Source organism: Micromonospora chokoriensis (assembly GCF_000718555.1).
In the GTDB taxonomy this organism is placed as follows: Bacteria; Actinomycetota; Actinomycetes; order Mycobacteriales; family Micromonosporaceae; genus Micromonospora; species Micromonospora chokoriensis_B.
Map to the genome: position 1 here is coordinate 250,767 of NZ_JOAN01000002.1, position 21,451 is coordinate 272,217.

Sequence of the window (21,451 nt, forward strand, 5' to 3'; positions counted from 1 at the left end):
GCGCCTGTGGGCAGGGCCTCCGTCAGCGGCGGCCGGCGGCTAGGGCGACAAGATACTGTCCGCCTCCAGCGTCGACGCTTGCGGTCACCGGCAGTCCAGGCACCAGCCGCGAGAACCGGTCGACCAACCAGTCCGCCGCCTCCTGGGCGTCCTTCCTGCTCGGACAGCGGGCGACCAACTCGCGGCCACCCTTGCGTTCGAGTCGCTCGGCGACGGTGATCAGTGGCGCGGGTTCCACCACGTGCAGCCGGTCCGGCCAGGCGATGACCACCTTGACCGCGCCCTTGCGGGTGTTGCAGGCGCGGTGCGCCAGTCGCTCGGTGACCTTGGCCTTCTTGTCGGCGGTGCGGCTGTCGACGCTGGGACCACGCGGGTCGTTCACCGACATGTCGGCGTCGACCGCCTCATCGCACACCCAGCATCGCCAACTGTCACGCCTCGCGACGTCATCGAGGAGACTCATCCGAGCAAATTAGCCCGTCGGGCCCCGACCAACGACATCCCCACCCCCGGCGAGCACCGCCAACCGCCAACGCCTACCCCTGGCCGGGACCTGCTCCACGACCGGATGGCGGAAAATCGCTCGGCGTACGGTCGTCAGGGCGTTTAGGTTGCGGGCGTGAGCAGAATTGTCTCGGTCAATCTGGCGGTGCCCGAGCCCAACCCGGCCAAGGACGTTGGTGTCACGGGTATCAACAAACAGCCGGTCGATCGCCTGGTGGCCGTACGGGCGCCGGGGCCCAAGACGACCGGGCTGCACAGCGGCCTGGTCGGTGACCAGATCTTCGACATCGAGCACCACGGCGGTGACGACCAGGCCGTCTACGCGTACGCGCGAGAGGACTACGACTGGTGGCAGGCGCGATTGAGCCGCCGGTTGTCCAACGGGCTCTTCGGCGAGAATCTGACGACCGAAGGAGTTGACGTCAACGGCGCGGTCATCGGCGAACGGTGGCGCATCGGTCCACGGTTGGTCCTCCAGCCGACCTTCGGGCGCATCCCGTGCGTCACGTTCCAGGTCAAGATGGGCGAGCCGCGCTGGGTGAAGACCTTCGGCCGGGCGAGCCGCCCGGGCGCGTACCTGCGCGTGCTGGAGCCGGGTGAGGTGTGTGCCGGCGATCCGGTCACCGTGGAGGACCGCCCGGAGCACGGGGTAACGATCGCGCGGGCGTTCCGGGCGTACCTGACCGAACCGGGTCTGCTGCCCGAGCTGGTCGAGATTGACGGACTGCCCGACGATCTGCGCGAGACCCTCACGGAGCGGCTTCCCCAGCGACGGCGGTAGCTCGGTTGCGACTGGCGCACACCCGACACCGGAGCACGGGGTAGCCGACTGTGACCACGGCGTCACCACCGGCACACTCCTTCCCGACACGTCCCTGTCGAATGGAGGACCACGTGCGTCTCCGATCGTTCGTCACCGCGGCACTGGCCGCGGTTCTGGCCGCCAGCGCACTCGCGCCGCCGGCACCCGCCTCGGCGGCCACCGCCGACCGCTGGGGTTTCGCGTACGTCAAGGACCCCACCGTGTCGGTCTGGACCGTGCTGGACACCAGCCGGCAGTGGGGTAGCTGGAAGACCGCGTTCCCGGCCGCCTGGGCCGACGGCATCAAGCTCGCACCGGGCCGGTTCCAGGTTCGGTTCCCGCAGGTGGGCGCCAGCTCACGAGGCGTGCCGCACGTGACCCCGGTGAACCGGACCGGGCACTACTGCGAGGTGGTTCGCTGGTTCCAGTCCGGCGTCGACGAGATCGTCGACGTGCAGTGCCACAAGCCCGGTGGCACCCGCGACGACACCCCGTTCACCGTTCTCTGGACGACCAGTTCGGGCGTGCTGCCCGCCGGCACCTCCCACGCGTACGCGCAGTGGGGTGGTGGCGCGGTGGTGCAGTCGTACAACTCCACAGGCGCGGTCAACACGGTCGGACCGGTCGGCGTCGGGCAATACCTGGTGCAGCTGCCCGCGGTGGGGCTGGCCGGCGTGCTCGCCGGCAACGTGCAGGTCACCGCCGTGCAGCCGAACGCCGGTCCCCGCCGGTGCAAGGTCTACTCCTGGAACGTGGTCGGCAGCGACGTGCGGGTGTACGTCTTCTGCTACGACCAGGCCGGCGCGTTCATCAACACCGACTTCGCCCTCTCGTACCACCGTCGGCGGCCGGTGATCGGCTCCCTCGGCCCGCCGTCGTACTTCGGTTACCTGGGTACCGCAGTCGGCGGGCCGACGAACGACAACTCGGTGCTCGGCGTCGGGGCGAACACGGTGGTGCCGATCGCCCCCGCCGGCCGCTATCTGGCGACCTTCCCGCAGATCGGTCTCAAGGAGACGCACGCCCAGGTGGTGGCGCAGGGCTCCGGCAGCAACTACTGCCACCTCACCCAATCCTGGACATACACCACCGACGCCGACGTCGACGTGATCTGCTTCGACAACGCCGGCGTGGTCACCCCGCACCGCTTCCTGGCCACCTTCACCTCCCGGCTCTGACCCCCTCGCTGCGCCGGCGGTGACAGCGCAAACGCTGTCACCGCCGGCACTTTCGCATCACGCGGCTACGAGTGACCCGGATGGCACGCAGCGCCCGATACCGGACAATCAGTCGTCGGCCCTGAGCGATTCGCTGTGGTGGTGGACACGAATCCGGTGCTATGTCGGCAGTTTGCGATGTCGCGACGTAGCGTCGAGGGTTGCCCAGGGCGGGTCCGCATGCCGCACGCCTGGATGACGCCGACCCGCGAGGTGAAGATGGTGCACGCCCGGTGACCGTGACGACTGATCTGCGGCTGGGCACGCTCCCGCCGGTAGCCACCGCACCGACAGCCCCGGCGGTGTTCCGTTCCTCCGCTGCCCCGATCCGCCGCACGCTCGTCGACATTCTCGACGAGACCGTACGCGCACACCCCGGGGCCTCCGCTCTCGACAACGGTGCCACGGCGCTGACGTACCGCGAGCTGGCCGACGAGGTGCAGGCCGTCCGGGCGTCGCTCGCCGCCAACGGGATCGGTGTCGGCGACCGGGTGGGCGTCCGGATCTCATCCGGCACGGCCGAGCTGTACCTGGCGATCCTCGGCGTGCTCGCGGCCGGCGCGGCCTACGTGCCGGTCGACGCCGACGATCCCGAGGAACGCGCCGAGCTCGTCTTCGCCGAGGCGGGCGTCGCCGCGGTGCTCGGTGACGGGCTGACGGTGTCGCTGCGGCGTACCCCCGGGGGTCAGCACGGCCGGCCCGGCCCGGACGACGACGCCTGGATCATCTTCACCTCTGGCTCGACGGGCACCCCGAAGGGTGTCGCGGTAAGCCACGGCGCGGCGGCGGCATTCGTCGACGCCGAGGCGCAGTTGTTCCTGGTCGGCGAGGCCAATGAGGCGATCGGCCCGCACGACCGGGTCCTGGCCGGATTGTCGGTGGCCTTCGACGCGTCGTGCGAGGAGATGTGGCTGGCGTGGCGGCACGGCGCCTGTCTGGTGCCGGCCGCGCGGTCGCTGGTCCGCAGCGGCGTCGACCTCGGGCCGTGGCTGGCGCAGCAGCGCATCTCCGTGGTCTCGACCGTGCCGACGCTCGCTGCCCTGTGGCCGGTCGAGGCGTTGGACGAGGTCCGGCTGCTGATCTTCGGTGGGGAGGCCTGCCCACCGGAGCTCGCGCAGCGCCTGGCGGTGGAGGGCCGCGAGGTCTGGAACACCTACGGGCCGACCGAGGCCACTGTGGTCGCCTGCGCCGCGCGGATGACCGGTGAGGGGCCGGTACGCATCGGACTGCCGCTGGCCGGGTGGGATCTCGCGGTCGTCGACGGGTCCGGCGCCCCGGTCGAGATGGGCCAGGCCGGCGAGCTGGTGATCGGCGGGGTGGGCCTCGCCCGCTACCTGGATCCGGTGAAGGACGCCGAGAAGTTCGCGATGCTGCCGGCGCTCGGCTGGCAGCGGGCCTACCGCAGCGGGGACATCGTCCGGGCCGAGCCCGAGGGACTGCTGTTCGTCGGACGCGGCGACGAACAGGTCAAGCTCGGCGGACGCCGGATCGAGCTGGGTGAGATCGACGCGGCACTACAGGCACTTCCGGGAGTCGCCGGTGCCGCCGCCGCCGTGCAGCGGACCGCCGCGGGCAACCAACTGCTGGTGGGGTACGTGGTCCCCCACGACGGCGTCGCATTCGACGCCGCGACGGCGGCGCTGCGCATTCGTGAGCAACTGCCGGCCGCGCTCGTTCCGCTGCTGGCCGTGATCGACGCGCTGCCCACCCGAACGTCCGGCAAGGTGGACCGGGCCGCGCTGCCCTGGCCACTGGCCACCGCCGCGGACGCCGAGGGTGAGCTGACCCCGACCGAGGAGTGGCTCGCCGGCGGCTGGGCCGAGATTCTGGGCGTACGCCCCAGCGAGGCGGACGCGGACTTCTTCACCCACGGCGGCGGCAGCCTGAACGCCGCGCAACTGGTGGCGTGGATCCGACGTCGGCACCCCCAGGTCTCGGTCGCCGACATCTACCTGCACCCGAAGTTGTCGAAGCTCGCGGCCGTGCTCGACGCGCTCGACACCACTGTGGCAGCTCGCCGGGAGGTCCGGCCGACGCCACGACGCGCTGGCCTGATCCAGGCCGTGCTGATGGTGCCGATGCTCGCGCTGGTCGGGCTGCGCTGGATGACCGTCCTGGCCGCCCTCGGCAACGTCCTCACTCTGCTCGCTCCGGCGCCCTGGGCGCCGACCGTGTCCTGGTGGTGGGTTGCGCTGGGCTGGGCGTTGCTGTTCAGCCCGCCCGGGCGGATCGCCCTGGCCGCCGGAGGAGCACGGCTGTTGCTTCGCGGCGTACGCCCGGGTAGTTATCCGCGCGGGGGCAGCGTGCACCTGCGGCTGTGGGCAGCCGAACGGCTCGCCGAGTTGACCGGCGCCACAAGCGTCGCCGGCGCATCCTGGATGATCACGTACGCGAAGGCGCTCGGCGCGCAGATCGGCGCCGACGTCGACCTGCACTCCGCCCCGCCGGTCACCGGCCTGCTGAAGCTCGGCCGCGGCGCGGCCATCGAGCCGGAGGTCGATCTGGCTGGCCACTGGGTGGACGGCGATGTCGTCCACATCGGCAAGGTGCGCGTCGGCGCGGGGGCCCGGGTCGGGTCCCGCAGCACCCTCATGCCGGGCGCACGGGTCGGCAAGGGGACGCGCATCGCCGCCGGCTCGACCGTGACCGGCGCCGTACCGGCGAACCAACTCTGGGCGGGTTCACCGGCCGCCCCCGCTGCCAAGGATCCGGCCGAGTGGCCCGAGCAGCGTCCCCCGCGTACGCGGATGGGGGCACGCCTCTGGCCGATGACGTACGGGTTGACCGCGCAGTTGCTGGGGCTGGTGCCGATCGTCGCCGCGCTGCCGTCGCTCGCCCTGCTCGGCTGGACGCTCACGACCCGACCGACGGTCGGCGCGGTCCTGGCCGCCGTCGCGGTGGCGACCGTCGCCTACGTCGTGGGCTACGCGCTGCTGGTGCTCGGGGCCATCCGGGCGCTCAGCATCGGCCTGCGCGCCGGCTACCACCGGGTGCAGGGGCGGGTGGCGTGGCAGGTGTGGACGACCGAGCGGCTGATGGGAATGGCCCGGGTCGGGCTGTTCCCGCTCTACGCCAGCCTCTTCACGCCGGTGTGGTTGCGGCTGCTGGGCGCCAAGGTGGGTCGCGGGGTGGAGGCCTCCACGGTGCTCGCGCTGCCCACGATGACCACGGTCGCCGACGGGGCGTTCCTGGCCGACGACACAATGGTCGCGACCTACGAGTTGAGCCACGGGTGGCTGCGCGTCGCCCCGGCGCGCATCGGCAAGCAGGCGTTCCTCGGTAACTCCGGGATGGCGGCGCCCGGCCGATCGGTGCCCAAGCGCGGGCTCGTCGGCGTGCTGTCGTCGGCGCCGCGTAAGGCGAAGAAGGACTCGTCGTGGCTCGGCGCGCCGCCAATGCCGCTGCGCCGCACGGTGGAAGCCGCCGACACCAGCCGCACCTTCGAGCCGCCGCTTCGGCTGAAGCTGGCCCGGTCCGCGATCGAGCTGTGCCGGATCGTCCCGGTGATTGTCGCCGCCGCCCTGGCGGTCGGTGTCCTGGCCGTGCTCGCGTACGTCTGGCAGACCGCAGGGTGGGGCGTGGCCGCGCTCGCCTCTGGGCCGGTGCTGTTGGGTGCGGCGATCGCCGCCGCCGCCATCGCGACGGCCGCCAAGTGGCTGCTGGTCGGGCGGTTCCGGGTCACCGAGCGCGCGCTGTGGACCTCCTTCGTGTGGCGCAACGAGCTTGCCGACACGTTCGTCGAGGTCCTCGCCGCACCGTGGTTGGTCCGCTTCGCGACCGGCACGCCGCTGCTCGCGGCGTGGCTGCGCACGCTCGGCGCGAAGATCGGCCGGGGCGTCTGGCTGGAGACCTACTGGCTTCCCGAGTACGACCTGGTGCGCCTCGGTGACGGCGCCACGGTGAACCGCGGTTGTGTGGTGCAGACCCACCTGTTCCATGATCGTGTCATGAGCATGGACACGGTGGAGTTGGGCGCGGGAGCCGCGCTGGGCCCGCACGGCATCGTTCTCCCGGGCGCGAGCATCGGCGCGCGGACCACAGTCGGCCCCGGTTCGCTGGTGACCCGCGGCGACGCCGTGCCCTGCGACAGCCGGTGGCTGGGCAACCCGATCGCGACCTGGCCCGCACCGACCGCGCGGGCCAGATGAGCCCGAACGCATCGGCGTCGGGCGGTGCCACGCCCGGCGCTGAGCGCTCGGGCGACTCGTACCTGCCCGAGCACGGCAACGGCGGCTACCGGGTGCTGCACTACGACCTCGACCTCGACTACCGGGTCGTGTCCAACCGGCTCGCCGGCCGGGCCGACATCACCGCGACGGCCACGCAGCCGCTGTCGCGGTTCACCCTCGACCTCGGCCGGCTCCGCGTCCAGGATGTCCGCGTGGACGGGCGCCCAACGAAGTACGTCCACCGGCCGGACAAGCTGCAGATCAAGCCCGAGCGGCCGATCGGCGTCGGAGACACCTTCCGGGTGGAGATCCGGTACGCGGGCAAGCCGGTGCCGATCGCCGGCCGGTGGGGCGAGCTGGGGTGGGAGGAGCTGACCGACGGGGCGCTGGTGGCCAGCCAGCCGAACGGTGCCCCGTCGTGGTTTCCCTGCGACGACCAGCCCGGCGCCAAGGCGACCTTCCGGGTGGCGATCACGGCCCCCGCCCCGTACACCGTGCTGGTGACCGGCGATCCGGTGCAGCGGCGGCGTGGCGCGGGCAGCACCACCTGGGTGTACGAGCGGCAGGAGCCCACCCCGCCGTACCTGATGAGCGTCCAGATCGGACGCTACGAGCTGGTGGACCTGGCGGTTGGCGGAGTGGTGCAGCGCGCCGCGATTCCCCCCGCGCTGCGCAGGAACGTCGCCCACGACTTCGGCCGACACGGCCAGATCATGACGACGTTGCAGCGGCTCTTCGGGCCGTACCCGTTCCGGGAGTACGTCGTCGTGGTCGCCGACGACGACCTCGACGACCCGGTCGAGGCGCAGGGCATGGCCGTCTTCGGCAAGAACCACGTCGACGGTCTGCGCACGCACGAGCGGCTCGTCGTGCACGAGCTGGCCCACCAGTGGTTCGGCAACAGCCTCACCGTGGCCGACTGGCGGCACATCTGGCTCAACGAGGGCTTCGCCACGTACGCCGAGTGGTTGTGGTCCGGCGTCTGCGGCGACCTGCCGGCGGACGCCCTGGCCGCGCAGTGGTACGCGCGGGTCGCGGCCCTCCCCCGGGACGTCATCGTCGCCGACCCCGGCGTCGCCCGGATGTTCGACCCGCTTGTCTACAAGCGTGGCGCGCTCACCGTGCACGCGCTGCGCAAGAAGGTCGGCGACGAGTCGTTCTTCGCGCTGCTGCGGGCCTGGGTCGCCGAGCACCAGCACGCCACGGTGACGACCGAGCAGTTCCGGTCACACGCCCAGCGCTTCACCCACGAACCCCTGGACGGTCTCTTCGCCGCCTGGCTCGACAGCCCGGCGCTGCCCCCGCTACCGCGCTGACCACCCGATGGGAACGATTGCCCGGCGATCACCTGACCGGCGGCCAGATGGATTAGCCTGCCCTGGCTATGCCGGTGCACGACCTGCGACCGTTCGAGAGAGAACGTGGGGTGAGCGACGATGACCGGACTCGCCGAACGCCTGGCAGACCTTGCCAGCGGAGCAATGCTCCACGACGCCCACGTCACCGGCTGCAGCCGCCTCTCGGCTGAGTTCGTGCGGTTGGAGTTGTCGGCCGAGGCGTTCCGGAAGTCGACGTGGGTGCCCGGGGCGAAACTGCAGTTCCGGCCCCGGCGCGGCTCGATGAGCCTGCGCACGTACACCCCGATCAGCTGGGATGCGGACCGGGGTGTGACCGAGCTGATCGCGTACGCACACGGGAACGGACCGGCGGCGCAGTGGTTGCGGCGGGTGACGGAAGGTCAGACGGCTGAGGTCTTCGGGCCACGACGCTCGATCGACCTGCGCGCGGCGGCCGGTCCCGTACTCTTCGTCGGGGACGAGACCAGCGTGGCGCTCGCCTGCGCGTTGCGTACCGTTGCGGCCGACGCGTCGTACGTCTTCGAGGCACGCGATCCCACCCAGCTCACCGACGTTCTCGCCCAGCTCGGGTTCACCGAACGAGTGGCGCTTGTCGCCACGGCTGCCGACCGTGTCGATCTCCTCCGTCGGGCACGCGACGCTGCCCCTGAGACGCCGTACACGCTGGTGGTCACTGGAGATGCGGCGACGGTGCACGCGATGCGTCGAGACAGCCGTGAGTGGGAGCGGAAACCCCGACAGGTCAAGGGCAAGGCGTACTGGGCCGAGGGCCGCAGCGGCCTCGACTGATCGTTACGGTGGGCGGATGACCAATAGCGATCAGGACCAGGGTGCGGTTGCCCTGATCTTCGATGACTCCGGCGATCTCCTGCTGCACCTGCGCGACGACATTTCGGGAATCTCCTGGCCCGGCTACTGGAGCGTGCTGGGCGGCGGCTGCGACCCCGGCGAGAGCCCGCGTCAGGCCGTCGAGCGGGAACTGTTGGAAGAAGCGGGCCTGGTGCTAGACGAGATCACCGAGCTGTTTCAGGTGCAGGACGAGTTCGGGTCCGGCCAGCTGATCACCTTCTTCTTCGGCCGCTGGAACGGTCAACCGCACCTGCTGCCTCTCACCGAGGGCGTCGAGCTTCGCTTCTTTGCGCCGCAACGGCTCTCGGAGCTACGGATCCCGCCGTACATCTCGGCGGCGATCCAACGAGTACTCGCCCACCACGGCCAGTAGGAAAGGCCGACTGGTCGTGCGGATGCCGAACCCGGACAGGCAGACGACGCCGGACAGCCAACTCCCACCGCACTTCCCGACTTCGCGGTACTGATCAATCCTGAGCCCCAGCCCACACCGCAGTACCGGACCAGCGTGCAGACGTTCGACCGCTAGTCACCCCGCCAGGATCGCGCGCTGGTTCGGATGAGCGAATACCCGCCGGTGGCCGGGAACCGCATCGCAGCTGACATCGTCCCAGAGATGTACGAATTAGGCACTTCCGTCATCTAGGGGCGATATGCGAACGATCGTCGGAGGGTTCGTCGTGGTGATGATCCTGACCGGACTGGCTGCGTGCGGGCGTGCGCCAACGGTGGCCGAGGCACCGACCGACGAGCGGGAGGCGCAGCCATCCCCTGCCGTGACCGGCACGCCGGCGATCCGATCCAGGTGGGTCTCCTGCGCGGTCAACGCTCCGATCGGCGACGACGGGCGTCCGCCCAATGCCCTCACCCTGCCGCGCCTTGGCACCGAATTCGCGGTCGCGTACGCGGTTCACTGCCAGCGCGAGCCAAAGCGACGCGCCGACGGCGGTGAGGACCTGGTCCTCACCGAGGGCCGGGCCACCGATGTGACGGCGCTTCTTGCCGCGCTGCGCCTGCCCAATGACACGACCCCCGTCGAGGCCTGCACCCTGGAGATGCCCTGGGAACCGAACCTGCTGCTGTTCGGCGCGCAAGGCCAATGGATCCGGCCGGGACTGCCGGTGGACACCTGCGGCAAACCGCTCGCCGCAGTGCAGGAGGCGGTGCGGGCGCTGCGCTTGACCACCGTCACGTAGGCGGTCGTACGGAAACTCGTGCTCAGCCGAAGCCGCGGCCTCCGGCTGCAACCAGGACTGGTCAGACATGGTGGCCACCGACATCAGGGACCGGGAACTCCATCCACGGCCGCCGTCGCAAACCACCATCGCGCGCATCAATCTTCGATGTCCAGGACCTGGGGACGGAATTCTGGGCGACCGCACGTGAGAATACGACTCAACTGACGACGAATCTCAGCGATGTCAACTCGGAGATCAGCAACCGTCACGTTCCACTCGGCCCCAGGAAGCTGCAATGCCGCAACAGTCTCCTCATCGAACACCAATCGCAACTGGTGGCCATGGAACGTCGCCTCCTTGACGCCGCCGAACCTTGTGCGACCGACCGAGTCCACTACACAGTAGGTCTCCCCCTGCGGCCAGTTGCTTCTGGGCGGGTAATCGTTATTCCTCAGGTCGCACTGGAAGATCAGGTCACGGCCCGCCTCATGGTCAGACTCACCGAATCCGACCATGAGCAGGTGCTGCTCCGCCTCCAAGCCGACCTCGTTCGCAATCAGCGTGTTCATCGATTCATCCTAGCTGTTCGGCCCGCGCCACCAGAACTGCTGAAATCCCTCTTCCTGCCAGGTGTAAACCCAGTTCGCACCAGTGTGTTCAGCCGCTTGCTCCATGGCGGTCTGGCACCAGCTACACGGCGGCAACTCTCCTTCAAGGAGGATGGTGTCCCCGGGCTCGACGGGGTTTCGTCCCAGTGCCGCGTCATCGCCTCGCACCCAGTACGGCCATGGCGAGCCGGCCTCTCGGGTGGCCCTGGCCTCGGTGTGCGAGGCCATGGCACCCTTCCATTTACCTTGTGCCTGCTCCTCAGCGGTCTGACGACCGGCGAAGTATGTCTGCTCCTGCCCAGACCGAACACTTCCACTCGAATCGAGCCTGGTGTGTCCTGCAATATGGTTCGGCCGGGGGCATTCCTGGTTGTTGTTGTGAACCAGGACCGAAGAACTGCCGGCGATCACATAGTACGTGTGGGTGTTGTCGACGGTGAGGTCGCGCATGGTCTTGCTGCCGTCGACGTCGTCGACCTTGACAACGGTGACGGTACGTCCTGGTCCTCCGCCACCCATACCGGCGCCGGTGCTGTCGCCCTCGATCCGCTTGTCGTCGTGGACCAGCAGTCGGTGTCCCGGCGTCAACTGCCCGGCGTCGACCCATCGACCGTCCGTGGCATCCCAGAACGGGTGATGCTCGGTCGTCTTCAACACCGACGTCTCACCGGATTCACCATCCCGGACGGTCACATCGGTCAGGTCGTCATCGATGTTGACGTGCAGGTACGTGACCTTCTCCGATGCGCTCTCACCGGTAACGGGATCCGTCGCGACCACCTCGTCGCCGAGATCGACGTCCTCGATCGGCTTGGTGCTTCCGTCCGCCATCAACACCCGCGTTGCCGGGTCGAAACTGTGCTCACCGGTCAAACACCCCGAGCCTGACGAAGGCCGCTCCTCCGAGCGAGACCGCTGCGACGCGGACGACGGCGACCCACCCCCACCTGCGGCGCGGCTCGAGACGCCGGGCGCCCGGCCACCAGACCCACCACGAAGCTTGGCACCAAGACCGCCAGTGAGCCTGCTCGCCCCGGCCGACCAGGCGCCATCCAAGCCGCCTTCGATCATGTTGCCGGCCAGCCCGCTCCAGGAGAAGTCCTCATCTCCCTGGGCGACATCGGTCATGTAACCCGCACCGGCCGACATCGCGCCCGCGACCGCACCGGCCAGGATCAAACAACCAACACCCGTGGCACATAGCGCCCCGACCGCGACCGCCGCGACCAAGCCGACAGCAGCCGAAGCGAAGAACTTCCACGGATCTTGTTTGATGGCATCGACCGTGGACTTAACACTCTCCACGGCGGACTTGACCGCCTTCTTCGCGGTCGCCTTGACGCACTTTCCTACCCCACTGGAGAGGCACTTGTTAGCCGAATGGTAGGCATCCTTGACGGTATTGATCTTCTTCTTCGCCCAGCGGACAGTGGTTTCCTTGACAACGTTAAGAGCCTTTTTGCCCTTACTGATCGCCTTCTTTGCCGTGGTCTTCGCAACGGTCTTGACGTAGTTGTAGGCCTTGGCCACGGTCTTGACCGCCGCCTTGTACGTCGCAACCGGGTTGCTCACCACCTTCACCGCGGCCTTGAAGAGGCTCTTGAGGCCCCAGTGCCCGGTCGGGTCGGTGGTGGTGAGCGGATTGGCGTCGCCGTACTGAAAACGGTTGGCGGTGACCGAATCCGGCAGAGGACTGTTGGCGACCGTGTCGCGGGAGTCGAACTGGGCGGTGTCCGGGTTGTACCAGCGGGCGAGCATGTTCACCCGCCCAGTCGTCTTGTCGGTCCACTCTGACTGGTAGCCGAGGCTTCCTGCCATACCGGACGTCGCGGTGACCACACCCAGAGGGTTGTAAGTAGTCGATGCCGACAAAGTGGCGCCGGTGGCGGTCAGCAAGCCAACCAGGTCAGTGTGCTGATCGGTCCAGGCGTACAGAGAACCCGCGCCAGCACCGGAGCCGACGCCGAGCAGGTCCCCTTCCGGGCCACGTGTGTAGGTTGCGGTGTTGTCCTGCGCAAGAGTGTTGCCCAGGCCCGAGTACTTGAATCCGGGTCGCACCGCTCGACCCAACGCGTCGTAGAGGTAGGTGCTGGTGACGCCACCAGTCCCCTGCTGGGACAGCACCTCGCCGAAGGCGTTCGACGAGGTGGCGTAGTTGACCGTACCGACGGTCGTCTGACGCAGCGTGCCCCGAGCTGTGTACGAGTACGTGCCCGCTCCGGTCTGGGCCGTCAACTGGTTGCGGGCGTCGTAGGTGAAAACCTTCGCGCCGGCCTTGGTCCGGTTACCGGAGTCGTCGTAGGTGTAGTTGGTCGTGGTGGAGCCGCTGGTCCAGGTCTCCAACCGGTCGGCTAGGTCGTAGGTGTAGGTGTTCGATCCCGCGCCGGAAAAACCGGTCGTGACCTTCGACGTCTCATTGCCATTGTTGTCGTAGCCGTAGGTGATTGATCCGAGGGTCTGTGCCCCGCTCGACGTCTTGACGGTGTCGGTCTTCAGCCGGTGCAGTGCGTCATACGTCAGTGTACGGACGTTGTTGTTCGTGCCATAGGTGACCGTCGCCGGCAGCGACACCTTGTTGTAACCGACGGTTAGATTGATCCCCGTGGTGGGGTTGGTCGCCGTCTTGAAACGACCTGCTGTGTCGTAGGTGTAGTTGGTCGTGCCAGCAGCATCACTGCGCGATGCCATGCGGCCATCTCTGGTGTACGAGAACGAGGCGTTGTCATTCGGCCCGGTGATCGTGAGAGGCAGACCGCGGTCATCGTAGGACAGCGTGTTTGTCCCGGAAGGTACAGACAGCGAGGTAAGGCGGCCGGCATCGTCGTAGTCGAACGTCCGATCGGCGGTGGCTACCTCGGCGCCCGCGCCGGAGATCTGCTTGATTCTGCCCAGGTCGTCGTAGGTGTTGGTGACGTTGACCCCGCCCGGCATCGCCTGCTTCTTCGGCCGTCCCGCCGCGTCATAGCTGGTGGTAAATGTACGGTCTGCGAGGCTCGGGAAGGCCGTCGTCGACGGCTCAATCTGCGATTCCGGCAGTCCCCACGAGTTGTATGTCGTCCAGAACGGGTTGCCGCGACCGTCGGTGAAGCGAGTGCGTTTGCCCGCCAGGTCATATCCGAACGAGGTGCCGATTGATTTCGTGGCGGTGACCGGCTGGACCTCGCCGGTGACTCGACCCAGCGCGTCGTAGCTGAACGTGGTGGTCGTGTTTCGGGCGTCCCTCACCGAGGTGACGTTGCCGTTGTCGTCGTATCCCATTGACTGGGTGGTCAGCACAGCGTTGGAAGCGTCGAGGTTCTGGGTCTGCAGTACTCGGCCAGCGCCGTCGTACGAAAGCGTCTGCTTGGTGTCGTCCGCCAGGGTCGTCTTGACAGGGCGCCCCAGGCCGTCATATTCGGTAGTCGTGACGTTGCTGGCACCGTCTTTTACCGTTACCGGTTCACCGAGCCAGTTGTACGTCGAAGACGTGACGACCCCGTCGGGCGAGGTGACCTTCTGCAGCCACGGGCCAGCGGCAGGCGTCGTCCCGTACGCGCCCGAGCCGTAGTCATAGCTGGTGGTGTTCGTGGTCGGGGTGGGCTGTCGGACCACCTGGCTCGACGTGAGCTTTCGACCCAGGAAGTCGTACGTCGCCGTCGTCTTGGCGCCGGTTGGATCGACGGACTCGATCTGGTCGCCAACCTTGTCGTAGGCCGCCGTCGACACCTTGCCGAGCGGATCGGTAGCCCTCACCGTGTTGCCCAGCGAGTCATATCCGTAGGTCGTGGTCTTGCCCAACGGGTCGGTGGTTGACGCGACCTGGCTCAGCTTGTCGTAGACGGTGATGGTTTTCGCGTCGGTGATCGGGGTGCCACCAGGCGGGGTGTAGCCGGGCAGCAGCGTTTCGACCGGGCGGCCTACCGCGTCGTAACGGGTGGTGACGGTGTTGGTCAGCGGGTCTTGGGTCTCCGTCGCCTCACCGAAGGTGTTGTAGCCGGTCCGTGACACCGGCACCGCCGGCACCGGTCCGGACCCTCCGAAGGTCTCCGTCGACACCGACGGCGCGACGACCTTGGCCAGTTGCCCGGCACTGTCGTACTCGTAGCTCGTCAGGTTGCCCATCGGGTCGGTCATCGCGGTGGCCAGGCCCCGCTTGTCAACCGTGTACTTCGTGGTCAATCTCTGGCCGGTAACCGTCGTGTCGGTGCTACGGCCGTTGCCTGCGCCATACAGCGTTGAGGCCTCCGCCGCCGACAACGCGCGCTGGAAGATCTGCACATTGTCTATGGCTCCGTCGACGTAATCGCCCTCGTTGGGGCCCATCATGATTCCACCGACACCCAATGGCGTGATCGCGTTGAACGGCGTGGGGTTGGTGCCCGTGCCTCCCTGGGCGCCATTGACGTACAACGTCATGGCCTTGGTCCCCGAATCGAAGACACCGACCAGGTGCACCCAGGTGTTAGTAGTTAGTGAAGCTGCGGAGCTGGCCGAGTAGTAGGCCGAAGGTGAGGCCGAATCGCTGTTGGGCGAGATGAACGCCCACTTGTTCAAGCCCTTGCTGTACTGAAGGAAGAAGGCACCGTGCTTCGATCCGCCTTCACCAACGAACGTCTGATAAGTGTTGAAGTTGTTCAGCTTTACCCAGGCCGAGACCGAGTACGACTGGGTGGTGTTGAGGACCGGCTGCTGCGTCCGGTACAGCGTCGTCCGGTTGAAGACCGCAGCACCGCCGGAACGCGGGATAGCACCGTTCCAGGAAGCCAGGGTTTGCTGGGACGGCGATGAGTCGAAGGCCTCCCACGCTGGTCCAGGCTCCTCCATCTTCCACCAGCCCGACGGTCCGGAACTGTGGTTCACACTGACGCTCTTCGAGGTCACGTTCCCCATCGGGTCGTACGTGTTGTCGACGGTTTGGAGCGGCGTCTCGAGTTGACCGACGGAGTTACGGGTGCTGATCGGATGATCGTCCGCGTCGTACTGGTAGCTGGTGACGCGGTGCAGATCGTATGGCTGAAGAACGGATTTACGCAGGCGGTTCGCCTCGTCGTACTCGAAGGTCGCCCAGTTCGCCCCATTGTCCGACCGACGCGAGACTGGATTCCCGACCGCGTCGTAAGAGTTCTCCTCCTGAACGTGAGTCTTGACGCCGTCAGTTCGGGTGACCCTGGTGACGTTGTCGTTCAGGTCATACTCGTACCGGGTGACCCAGTTCATCGCGTCGGTGTCCGAGGCGAGGTTGCCGTTGGCGTAGTACGACTTCGACGACACCTTCGTGGCGGTGCCGTCCTGCCCCGTCACCGTCGTGGTGAGCTGCTGACCTACGGCGTCGTAGACCTCCTCCACGGTGCGGAGCCGATCGCCGGCGGGGCAGGAGGTCGACGGACTCGGACTGCTGTCGCAGGTGACCGTCTTGGTGTTGTTGCCGTATAGGTCGTACTCGAACAGGGTGACTGTGCCGACCGCGTCGACAGTCTTCACTACCTGGCCAAGGCTGTTGTAGAAGCTACTGGCGTCGCGGTACGCGTCACCGCCGGTCGTGTCTTCGACCTTCCGGTAGGTCACGTTGCCGTCGGAGTCGTACGTGGTGGTCGACTTCGCCGTGTGCGTGGCACCCGTGACCTGGTTGAGCACCGGTGGTTCGACCTGCTGGATGACCTGGCCGTCCGAGTCGTAGACGAAGGTAGTGGTCAGGTCGCCCGTCGGTGCACCGGCTTTGACGGTCTTGGTCAGCGTGCGCCCGAGCCCGTCATAGCCGAACTCGGTGGCCAGGCCAGCGGCGTCGGTCACCCGCACCACGTCACCGGCGGCGTTGTACTCGGTGCTCTGCTGGGCGTTGCCCGGAGACTTCGTGGTCAACGGCAGACCGGCTGGAGTCGTACCACCGCCCACGGCCGCTGTGGTCGCGGTCGTGTACGTCATGGCGGTGGTACGCCCGCTCGGATAACCGGGGATGGGCGGCGTGGTCATGCTCAACCGGTTGCCGGACGTGTCGTACGAGAACTTGGTGAGGTACTTGTTGTCCGCCTCGGACTGCGACCTGGCGTCCCGAATCTCGATCAATTGATCGTTTCGCGGGTCTGGGGTCAGGTTCACCGTTGTGGCGTCGGGCCAGTACTTGTAGTAGGTGGTGTCGCACCACTCCTGATCACGGCATACAGTGGATCGGATGGTGTTGCCCCGTACGTCTCGGCCGGTCACCGACTTCATGCCGAGCGGGTCGTACACGACCGACTCGTACCCGCCGATGTCGTAGCCGAACGACGTGGTCTGTCCCAACACGTCGGTCGAGGCGACCATCCGGCCGCCGTTCAGCAGGTCGAAAACCTGCTTCGACGTTTTTCCAGTCGGGTCAGTGATCGCCACGCTCGACACCGGGGTCAACGTCGGTGTTGATCCGACGGCCAGGCTGCTCTTCGACGCCTTGAAGTGCGAGTCAACCTCGAACGGTGACAGCGTTCGGTTGTAGTAAGCAAACTCGGCGATGTTGCCCTTGAAGTAGCTCACGTCGCCAGACGAACCGGGCCACGACCTGGTGGTGCCGGCACCAATGTAGGAGTGCGCGGCGTTAGTAGCGACCATCGCCGCGGTTCCGCCCACGATGGTGTTGTCTAGGTAGAGCAACTGAAGGGTGTTCGACGCCGACAGGACGACGTGGTGCCACTGTCCGTCGTTGACCTTCTTCGTCGAAGTCACCGGTGCCGCGCTGCCAGTCCAGAAACCCCCGCGAAGGTACCCGTCGGCGCCGACGTACAGCGCTGGCGTCCAGCTAGCGGCGATCGTCGCGCCTAGTTGCGCAAACTGGTACGAGTAGAGCACGCCGCTGGCGGCGTGGTTCGCCGGGACCTTGAACCACATCTCGACCGTGGCCGCCTCAGACTCCGGGTAAGCCGTACCCGGGTAAGCCGAATTCATGGGGTCGTAAGGCTTTACGTACGAGGAGGTGCCGTTGAAGACAGCGCCGTAGGTGTCCGGGAACGGACTGGTGCTATTCGGCTGCGCGGTGTTAAACGAGACGTTGTTGTAACGAGCCTCGTGGCTGTGAACCACGTTGACGGCGTCTACCGGTGCCCCAATATCACCCAAACGCCAGTAGTCAGTCGGCTGGGAGCCGAGCACTGAGGAAACATAGACCTGACTAGAGCCGTACGCGGTTGGGGCACCGATCTTCCACACGCCGCCGTGCTCGTCGGTGACCGTGCTGGTCCGACCACTGACCGAGTCGTAGGAGACCTGCGCCTGCACGCGGCCCGCCTCGCTCGTCACCTTGGACAGCTGAGCGGTGCCGGTCTTGCCCGACGCATGCATCGCCGAGACCATCGGCACGGTCAGAGCCTTGTTGAAGAAGGCGACATCAGCGATCGAGCCGGTGAAGTAGGTGGCTTTGGCAGTGGTGTGCGGCTGGTCCGGCCAGGCGCCACCGAGGAAACCGGCGCCGACAATACTCTTTGTCGCATCGAGCGCGCTGAGCCTGATGGTGCCGGTCAGCGTTGCAACCTGCGCACCGTCCAGGTAGAGCTGCTGATTACCACCGTTGCCGGCCAACGCGACATGATGCCACTGGCCATCGGTCACCGTGTTCGGCGACGACATGGCCGCGCCGTCGGTTCCCGTGGGGAACGCGCCGTGCAACTTGCCGTCCGAGCCGACGTACAGAGCCGGGTTGTACTTACCAGTCGTGGTCGCGCCCGGCGCAACCGTGTCCCGTTGATAGCTGAACAGGACGCCAGTGGGCGTGCTGGTCCGGAACCACATGCTGATCGACTGGTAGGACGTCTCGGCGACGGGCTTAGACGGGAGTGCGACAAGCGAGTTCGTGCCGTTGAACTCCGCAGAGGTTGACGTCGAGTCGGCCAGCGGCGACGAGCCACCCAGGGTGACATTGTTGTACGTCGCGTTGTCAGTGCCGTCGTTGGACAGCACGGAGCTGGCCGCTGCTGCCGTACCGGCAGCCTCGTTCAACCGCCAGAACGAGTACGGGGCCGTGTTCAGCACGGTGGTGGCGTGCTGGGAGACCCGGGTGTACTCATAGTTGGCGCAGGCGGTGGTTGTTCCCGGCGGGCAGACCTTGGTCAACAAGTCGTTGTCGTACGTGTAATTCCAGGTCAGTGCCGTGCTCGCGGAGCCCACCACCACCGGATCCGTGGTGACGGACGAGACGTGCGGGTACACCGAATTCGGCGGCGTGGACCAAGCGATGGACAGCGTCCGGTTCGACGTTGATTTCATCTGATCGGCGCGGCCGCTCGCGTCGTAGCGGAACGTAACGGCTCTTCCAGACGAGTCGGTGACCTTGGTAATGGCGTAGACACCGGTGCCGGCGGACCGCGTGAACTCGTACGCGGTGGCATCCTTGTCGGTGAGTGAATACCCACCAGTGATGGATTTGAAGACCGAGAAGCGGCCCGACGGTGCCATGAAGGTGCCGTCGTTGTTGCGACCGAACGCGACCTCCTGCCCGTTCGGATAACGCACGTTCACGGTTTGCAGGACACCCGCGCCGTCGACGACGTCCCGGGCCCGCATGTCCAAGACAGAAGACCAGCCGCTAGCGAAGGCACCATCAACCCTGGTGTCGAGGCTGTTGTAGTCACGCGTGATGGATAGGGCCGGGCCTGCAGCGGCTACCTGAGCGTCCGTATCCGACGAGGTGTAGTTACCGATGTTCGCCTCGTAACCCTTTCCACCGTTCTGTGCCAACGTCGACGTCACCATCGGTTGCGGCACTTGGGTGGTGAAGGCCGACTTTGTCGTCGGCGTAGGGTTCTTGGACGAGAAATCATCAACCTCGACCGCGTACGTGTAGGTCTTCCCCCAGGAGAGAACGCCCGCGGGGACCTTCCACACGCCGGGAACCCAACCGGATGAGGTGACCTGCGTACCTTGGTCGTTGTAGACGAGGAAGTTGAAGCGAAAACCCTTGTTGGGCCAACTGTCCGGGTCGTGGCCACCAGCCGCCAACTCCGGAGTCAGCGTACCGACCACGTAGTTGTTCGAGGGGTACTGCGAATCGACCTGCGGCGGCACGTTGTCGCTGTAAGTGATATCAATGAACGGATCACACCGGATACTGCCTCGCGTTGGATGCGCGCAAAAAACATTCGCGTCCACCGAAGTGAACCGTTTCCACGCGACCGTGTCCGTCTCCGACGCGGTCAACGCCAGGCCGAAGTTGCCACCCCCGGTTACCCATTCGTTGACGCCCGCAGTATCGAGAGGCACCGCGACCCAGGTACCGACATTTCGGGGCGGTGGATAGGTGGTGTTATTGCAGGCAGCCGTGCTGCTCGGCGAGGCCTTACCGATCGATTCGGAATAGGCGGGGAAAGTGTCATACTTCACCGAAGATGACCAGTTGGCGGTGACTCGGCGGACATCGAATTCCCGAGGTTCACAAGGGCCGCCCGTGCCCTGGTAGGTCATGAACAGGTTAAGCGTGGCCGCGCTGAGTCGCTTCCCAGCATATGAGGTAGCAAACGTCGGGAACGGCAGCAGCGCCTTCGCCTTGCCAGGAACACCGTTGTCCAATCCGAACGTTCCGACCGCGACGTTATTTTCTTCCTTCCGATCCGACTCTGAAACCCCCGACTGAACGTACGTATCGCCGCTTGTCGTAGAGATCGTCGGATCCAGAACTACTGGAAACTTTCGCGCCTTATCCTGGAGCCATGCGACGTCAACTGACATCTTGAGGATAGGCACTTCGCCGACGGTGTCGATTGAATAGCGGATGTCGTGCGACATCGCACCCGCTCCTGATACGTCAACCGCCGCATCCTCCATGTAGCCGATCGGCATGGTGGCGACAATGGTGCTCTCGTCATCGACGAACTCGACCGCGCCGCCCTCGCCGACCCGGGCCGTCAAACCCTTGAGGCGCAGCGGAAACTCGTACGTCGTCGGCACGTCGGCCGACCGGAAGACCAAGGTCTCCTTGACCCCGTCGGCCATGGCGGCCAGTTCCAAGTCCACATTCCGGTAGACGCCGGCGTACCGCGCGATCTCCCGATCCACCGAGGGCAGACCGATCGAGGCTCCAGATAGCGAATAGGCCAACTCATGACCGGTGTCGAACGTCAGCCGAACGAGGTCGTCTGCGGCGACTGAGTCTGCGATCGATCCGCCGGATCGGCTTGTCGAGCCGATGTCGGATCGCGTCAGCCCATCGGCGAAACTCAGTCCGAACGAGTTCGCGGTCACCTGCGGACGCCCCTGCGACCCCAGCGCCAGAGTGCTGTCGATTGTCCGCCAGGACCCATCGGCAGCCTTGAAGTTGACCGGGTGTTCGTGGACCCAGCGCGTGTATGAGCCATCTGCGTTCTGGAGGAGGTCCCCGTTCTGCGAGGCCGCAGAAGACACCGGCTTGCTCATCGACGCACTAAAACCGGCCCCGGCCGCAGCGGTGGTCACCGTCTTCGCATCGGCCCGATGCGGCTCATAGCGCTTCAGTTCGCCCCTGGCTCTGTCTTTTCCTTCGCCCAAGTCGTTTACCCGCTTGGCAGGAACGTAATGCCCGCTATCCGGGGAGACTCCACGCTTTTGCTGAGGAGTTGGCGGATCTGCAAAAGCCCAGGACGGGCGAGTAGACAATAGATTCCACAGCGACGTCAGGGGGTTACCCCCATGACCTGGGGGAACCGCGTCCACCGGAACCGCCACGGTTAGCGTCAGCGTCACGAAGACGGCAATGCGCCGAGTCAGATGCCCAACCGCGCGTCTCGGCCAGACACGCTCGTTGAACGCGCCGGCGGGCGCAGACCAACCACGCATGACAGTTCTCCCCCATT

10 protein-coding genes are annotated in these 21,451 nt (G+C 66.7%); 7 read left to right on the forward strand and 3 right to left on the reverse strand.

Annotated features, from left to right (window positions below; translation table 11 throughout):
* Positions 1 to 22 precede the first annotated feature (22 nt).
* Complete coding sequence (locus IF46_RS0104590; RefSeq protein ID WP_030487005.1) at positions 23 to 463, reverse strand: hypothetical protein; 441 nt, start codon at positions 461 to 463, stop codon at positions 23 to 25.
* Between the two features lie 156 nt (positions 464 to 619).
* Here IF46_RS0104590 and IF46_RS0104595 point away from each other — a divergent pair, with 156 nt between their 5' ends.
* From IF46_RS0104595 to IF46_RS0104625, 7 genes are all read left to right on the forward strand, one after another.
* On the forward strand, positions 620 to 1,285 hold the full coding sequence (locus IF46_RS0104595) for an MOSC domain-containing protein (protein ID WP_030487006.1): 666 nt from the start codon (positions 620 to 622) through the stop codon (positions 1,283 to 1,285).
* A 113-nt stretch (positions 1,286 to 1,398) separates the two neighbouring features.
* Positions 1,399 to 2,484, forward strand: a complete 1,086-nt coding sequence (locus IF46_RS0104600; RefSeq protein WP_030487007.1) for a hypothetical protein — start codon at positions 1,399 to 1,401, stop codon at positions 2,482 to 2,484.
* 272 nt (positions 2,485 to 2,756) lie between these two features.
* Positions 2,757 to 6,671, forward strand: a complete 3,915-nt coding sequence (locus tag IF46_RS0104605) for a Pls/PosA family non-ribosomal peptide synthetase (RefSeq protein ID WP_030487008.1) — start codon at positions 2,757 to 2,759, stop codon at positions 6,669 to 6,671.
* Positions 6,668 to 8,008, forward strand: a complete 1,341-nt coding sequence (locus IF46_RS0104610; protein ID WP_030487009.1) for a M1 family metallopeptidase — start codon at positions 6,668 to 6,670, stop codon at positions 8,006 to 8,008. The genes IF46_RS0104605 and IF46_RS0104610 overlap by 4 nt, the downstream gene beginning before the upstream one ends.
* Positions 8,009 to 8,128: 120 nt before the next feature.
* Positions 8,129 to 8,839 (forward strand): siderophore-interacting protein, encoded by a 711-nt coding sequence (locus IF46_RS0104615; RefSeq protein ID WP_030487010.1) that lies wholly within the window; start codon positions 8,129 to 8,131, stop codon positions 8,837 to 8,839.
* Positions 8,840 to 8,855: 16 nt separating this feature from the next.
* Entirely contained in the window at positions 8,856 to 9,272 is a 417-nt protein-coding gene (locus IF46_RS0104620; protein WP_030487011.1) for an NUDIX domain-containing protein, read from the forward strand.
* 280 nt (positions 9,273 to 9,552) lie between these two features.
* Positions 9,553 to 10,095, forward strand: coding sequence for a hypothetical protein (locus IF46_RS0104625; RefSeq protein ID WP_030487012.1), 543 nt, complete (start codon positions 9,553 to 9,555; stop codon positions 10,093 to 10,095).
* 137 nt (positions 10,096 to 10,232) lie between these two features.
* Here the strand turns inward: IF46_RS0104625 and IF46_RS0104630 are convergent, their stop codons facing one another.
* A complete protein-coding gene (locus IF46_RS0104630) occupies positions 10,233 to 10,646 on the reverse strand; it encodes an Imm10 family immunity protein (RefSeq protein ID WP_030487013.1) in 414 nt (137 codons plus the stop codon).
* 9 nt (positions 10,647 to 10,655) lie between these two features.
* A complete protein-coding gene (locus tag IF46_RS0104635; protein WP_198041351.1) occupies positions 10,656 to 21,146 on the reverse strand; it encodes a LamG-like jellyroll fold domain-containing protein in 10,491 nt (3,496 codons plus the stop codon).
* Positions 21,147 to 21,451: the final 305 nt, after the last annotated feature.

Coding starts and splice junctions, on each gene's coding strand:
- IF46_RS0104590 (WP_030487005.1), bottom strand. CDS start 463: ATGAGTCTCCTCGATGACGTCGCGAGGCGTGACAGTTGGCGATGCTGG.
- IF46_RS0104610 (WP_030487009.1), top strand. CDS start 6,668: ATGAGCCCGAACGCATCGGCGTCGGGCGGTGCCACGCCCGGCGCTGAG.
- IF46_RS0104615 (WP_030487010.1), top strand. CDS start 8,129: ATGACCGGACTCGCCGAACGCCTGGCAGACCTTGCCAGCGGAGCAATG.
- IF46_RS0104620 (WP_030487011.1), top strand. CDS start 8,856: ATGACCAATAGCGATCAGGACCAGGGTGCGGTTGCCCTGATCTTCGAT.
- IF46_RS0104625 (WP_030487012.1), top strand. CDS start 9,553: ATGCGAACGATCGTCGGAGGGTTCGTCGTGGTGATGATCCTGACCGGA.
- IF46_RS0104630 (WP_030487013.1), bottom strand. CDS start 10,646: ATGAACACGCTGATTGCGAACGAGGTCGGCTTGGAGGCGGAGCAGCAC.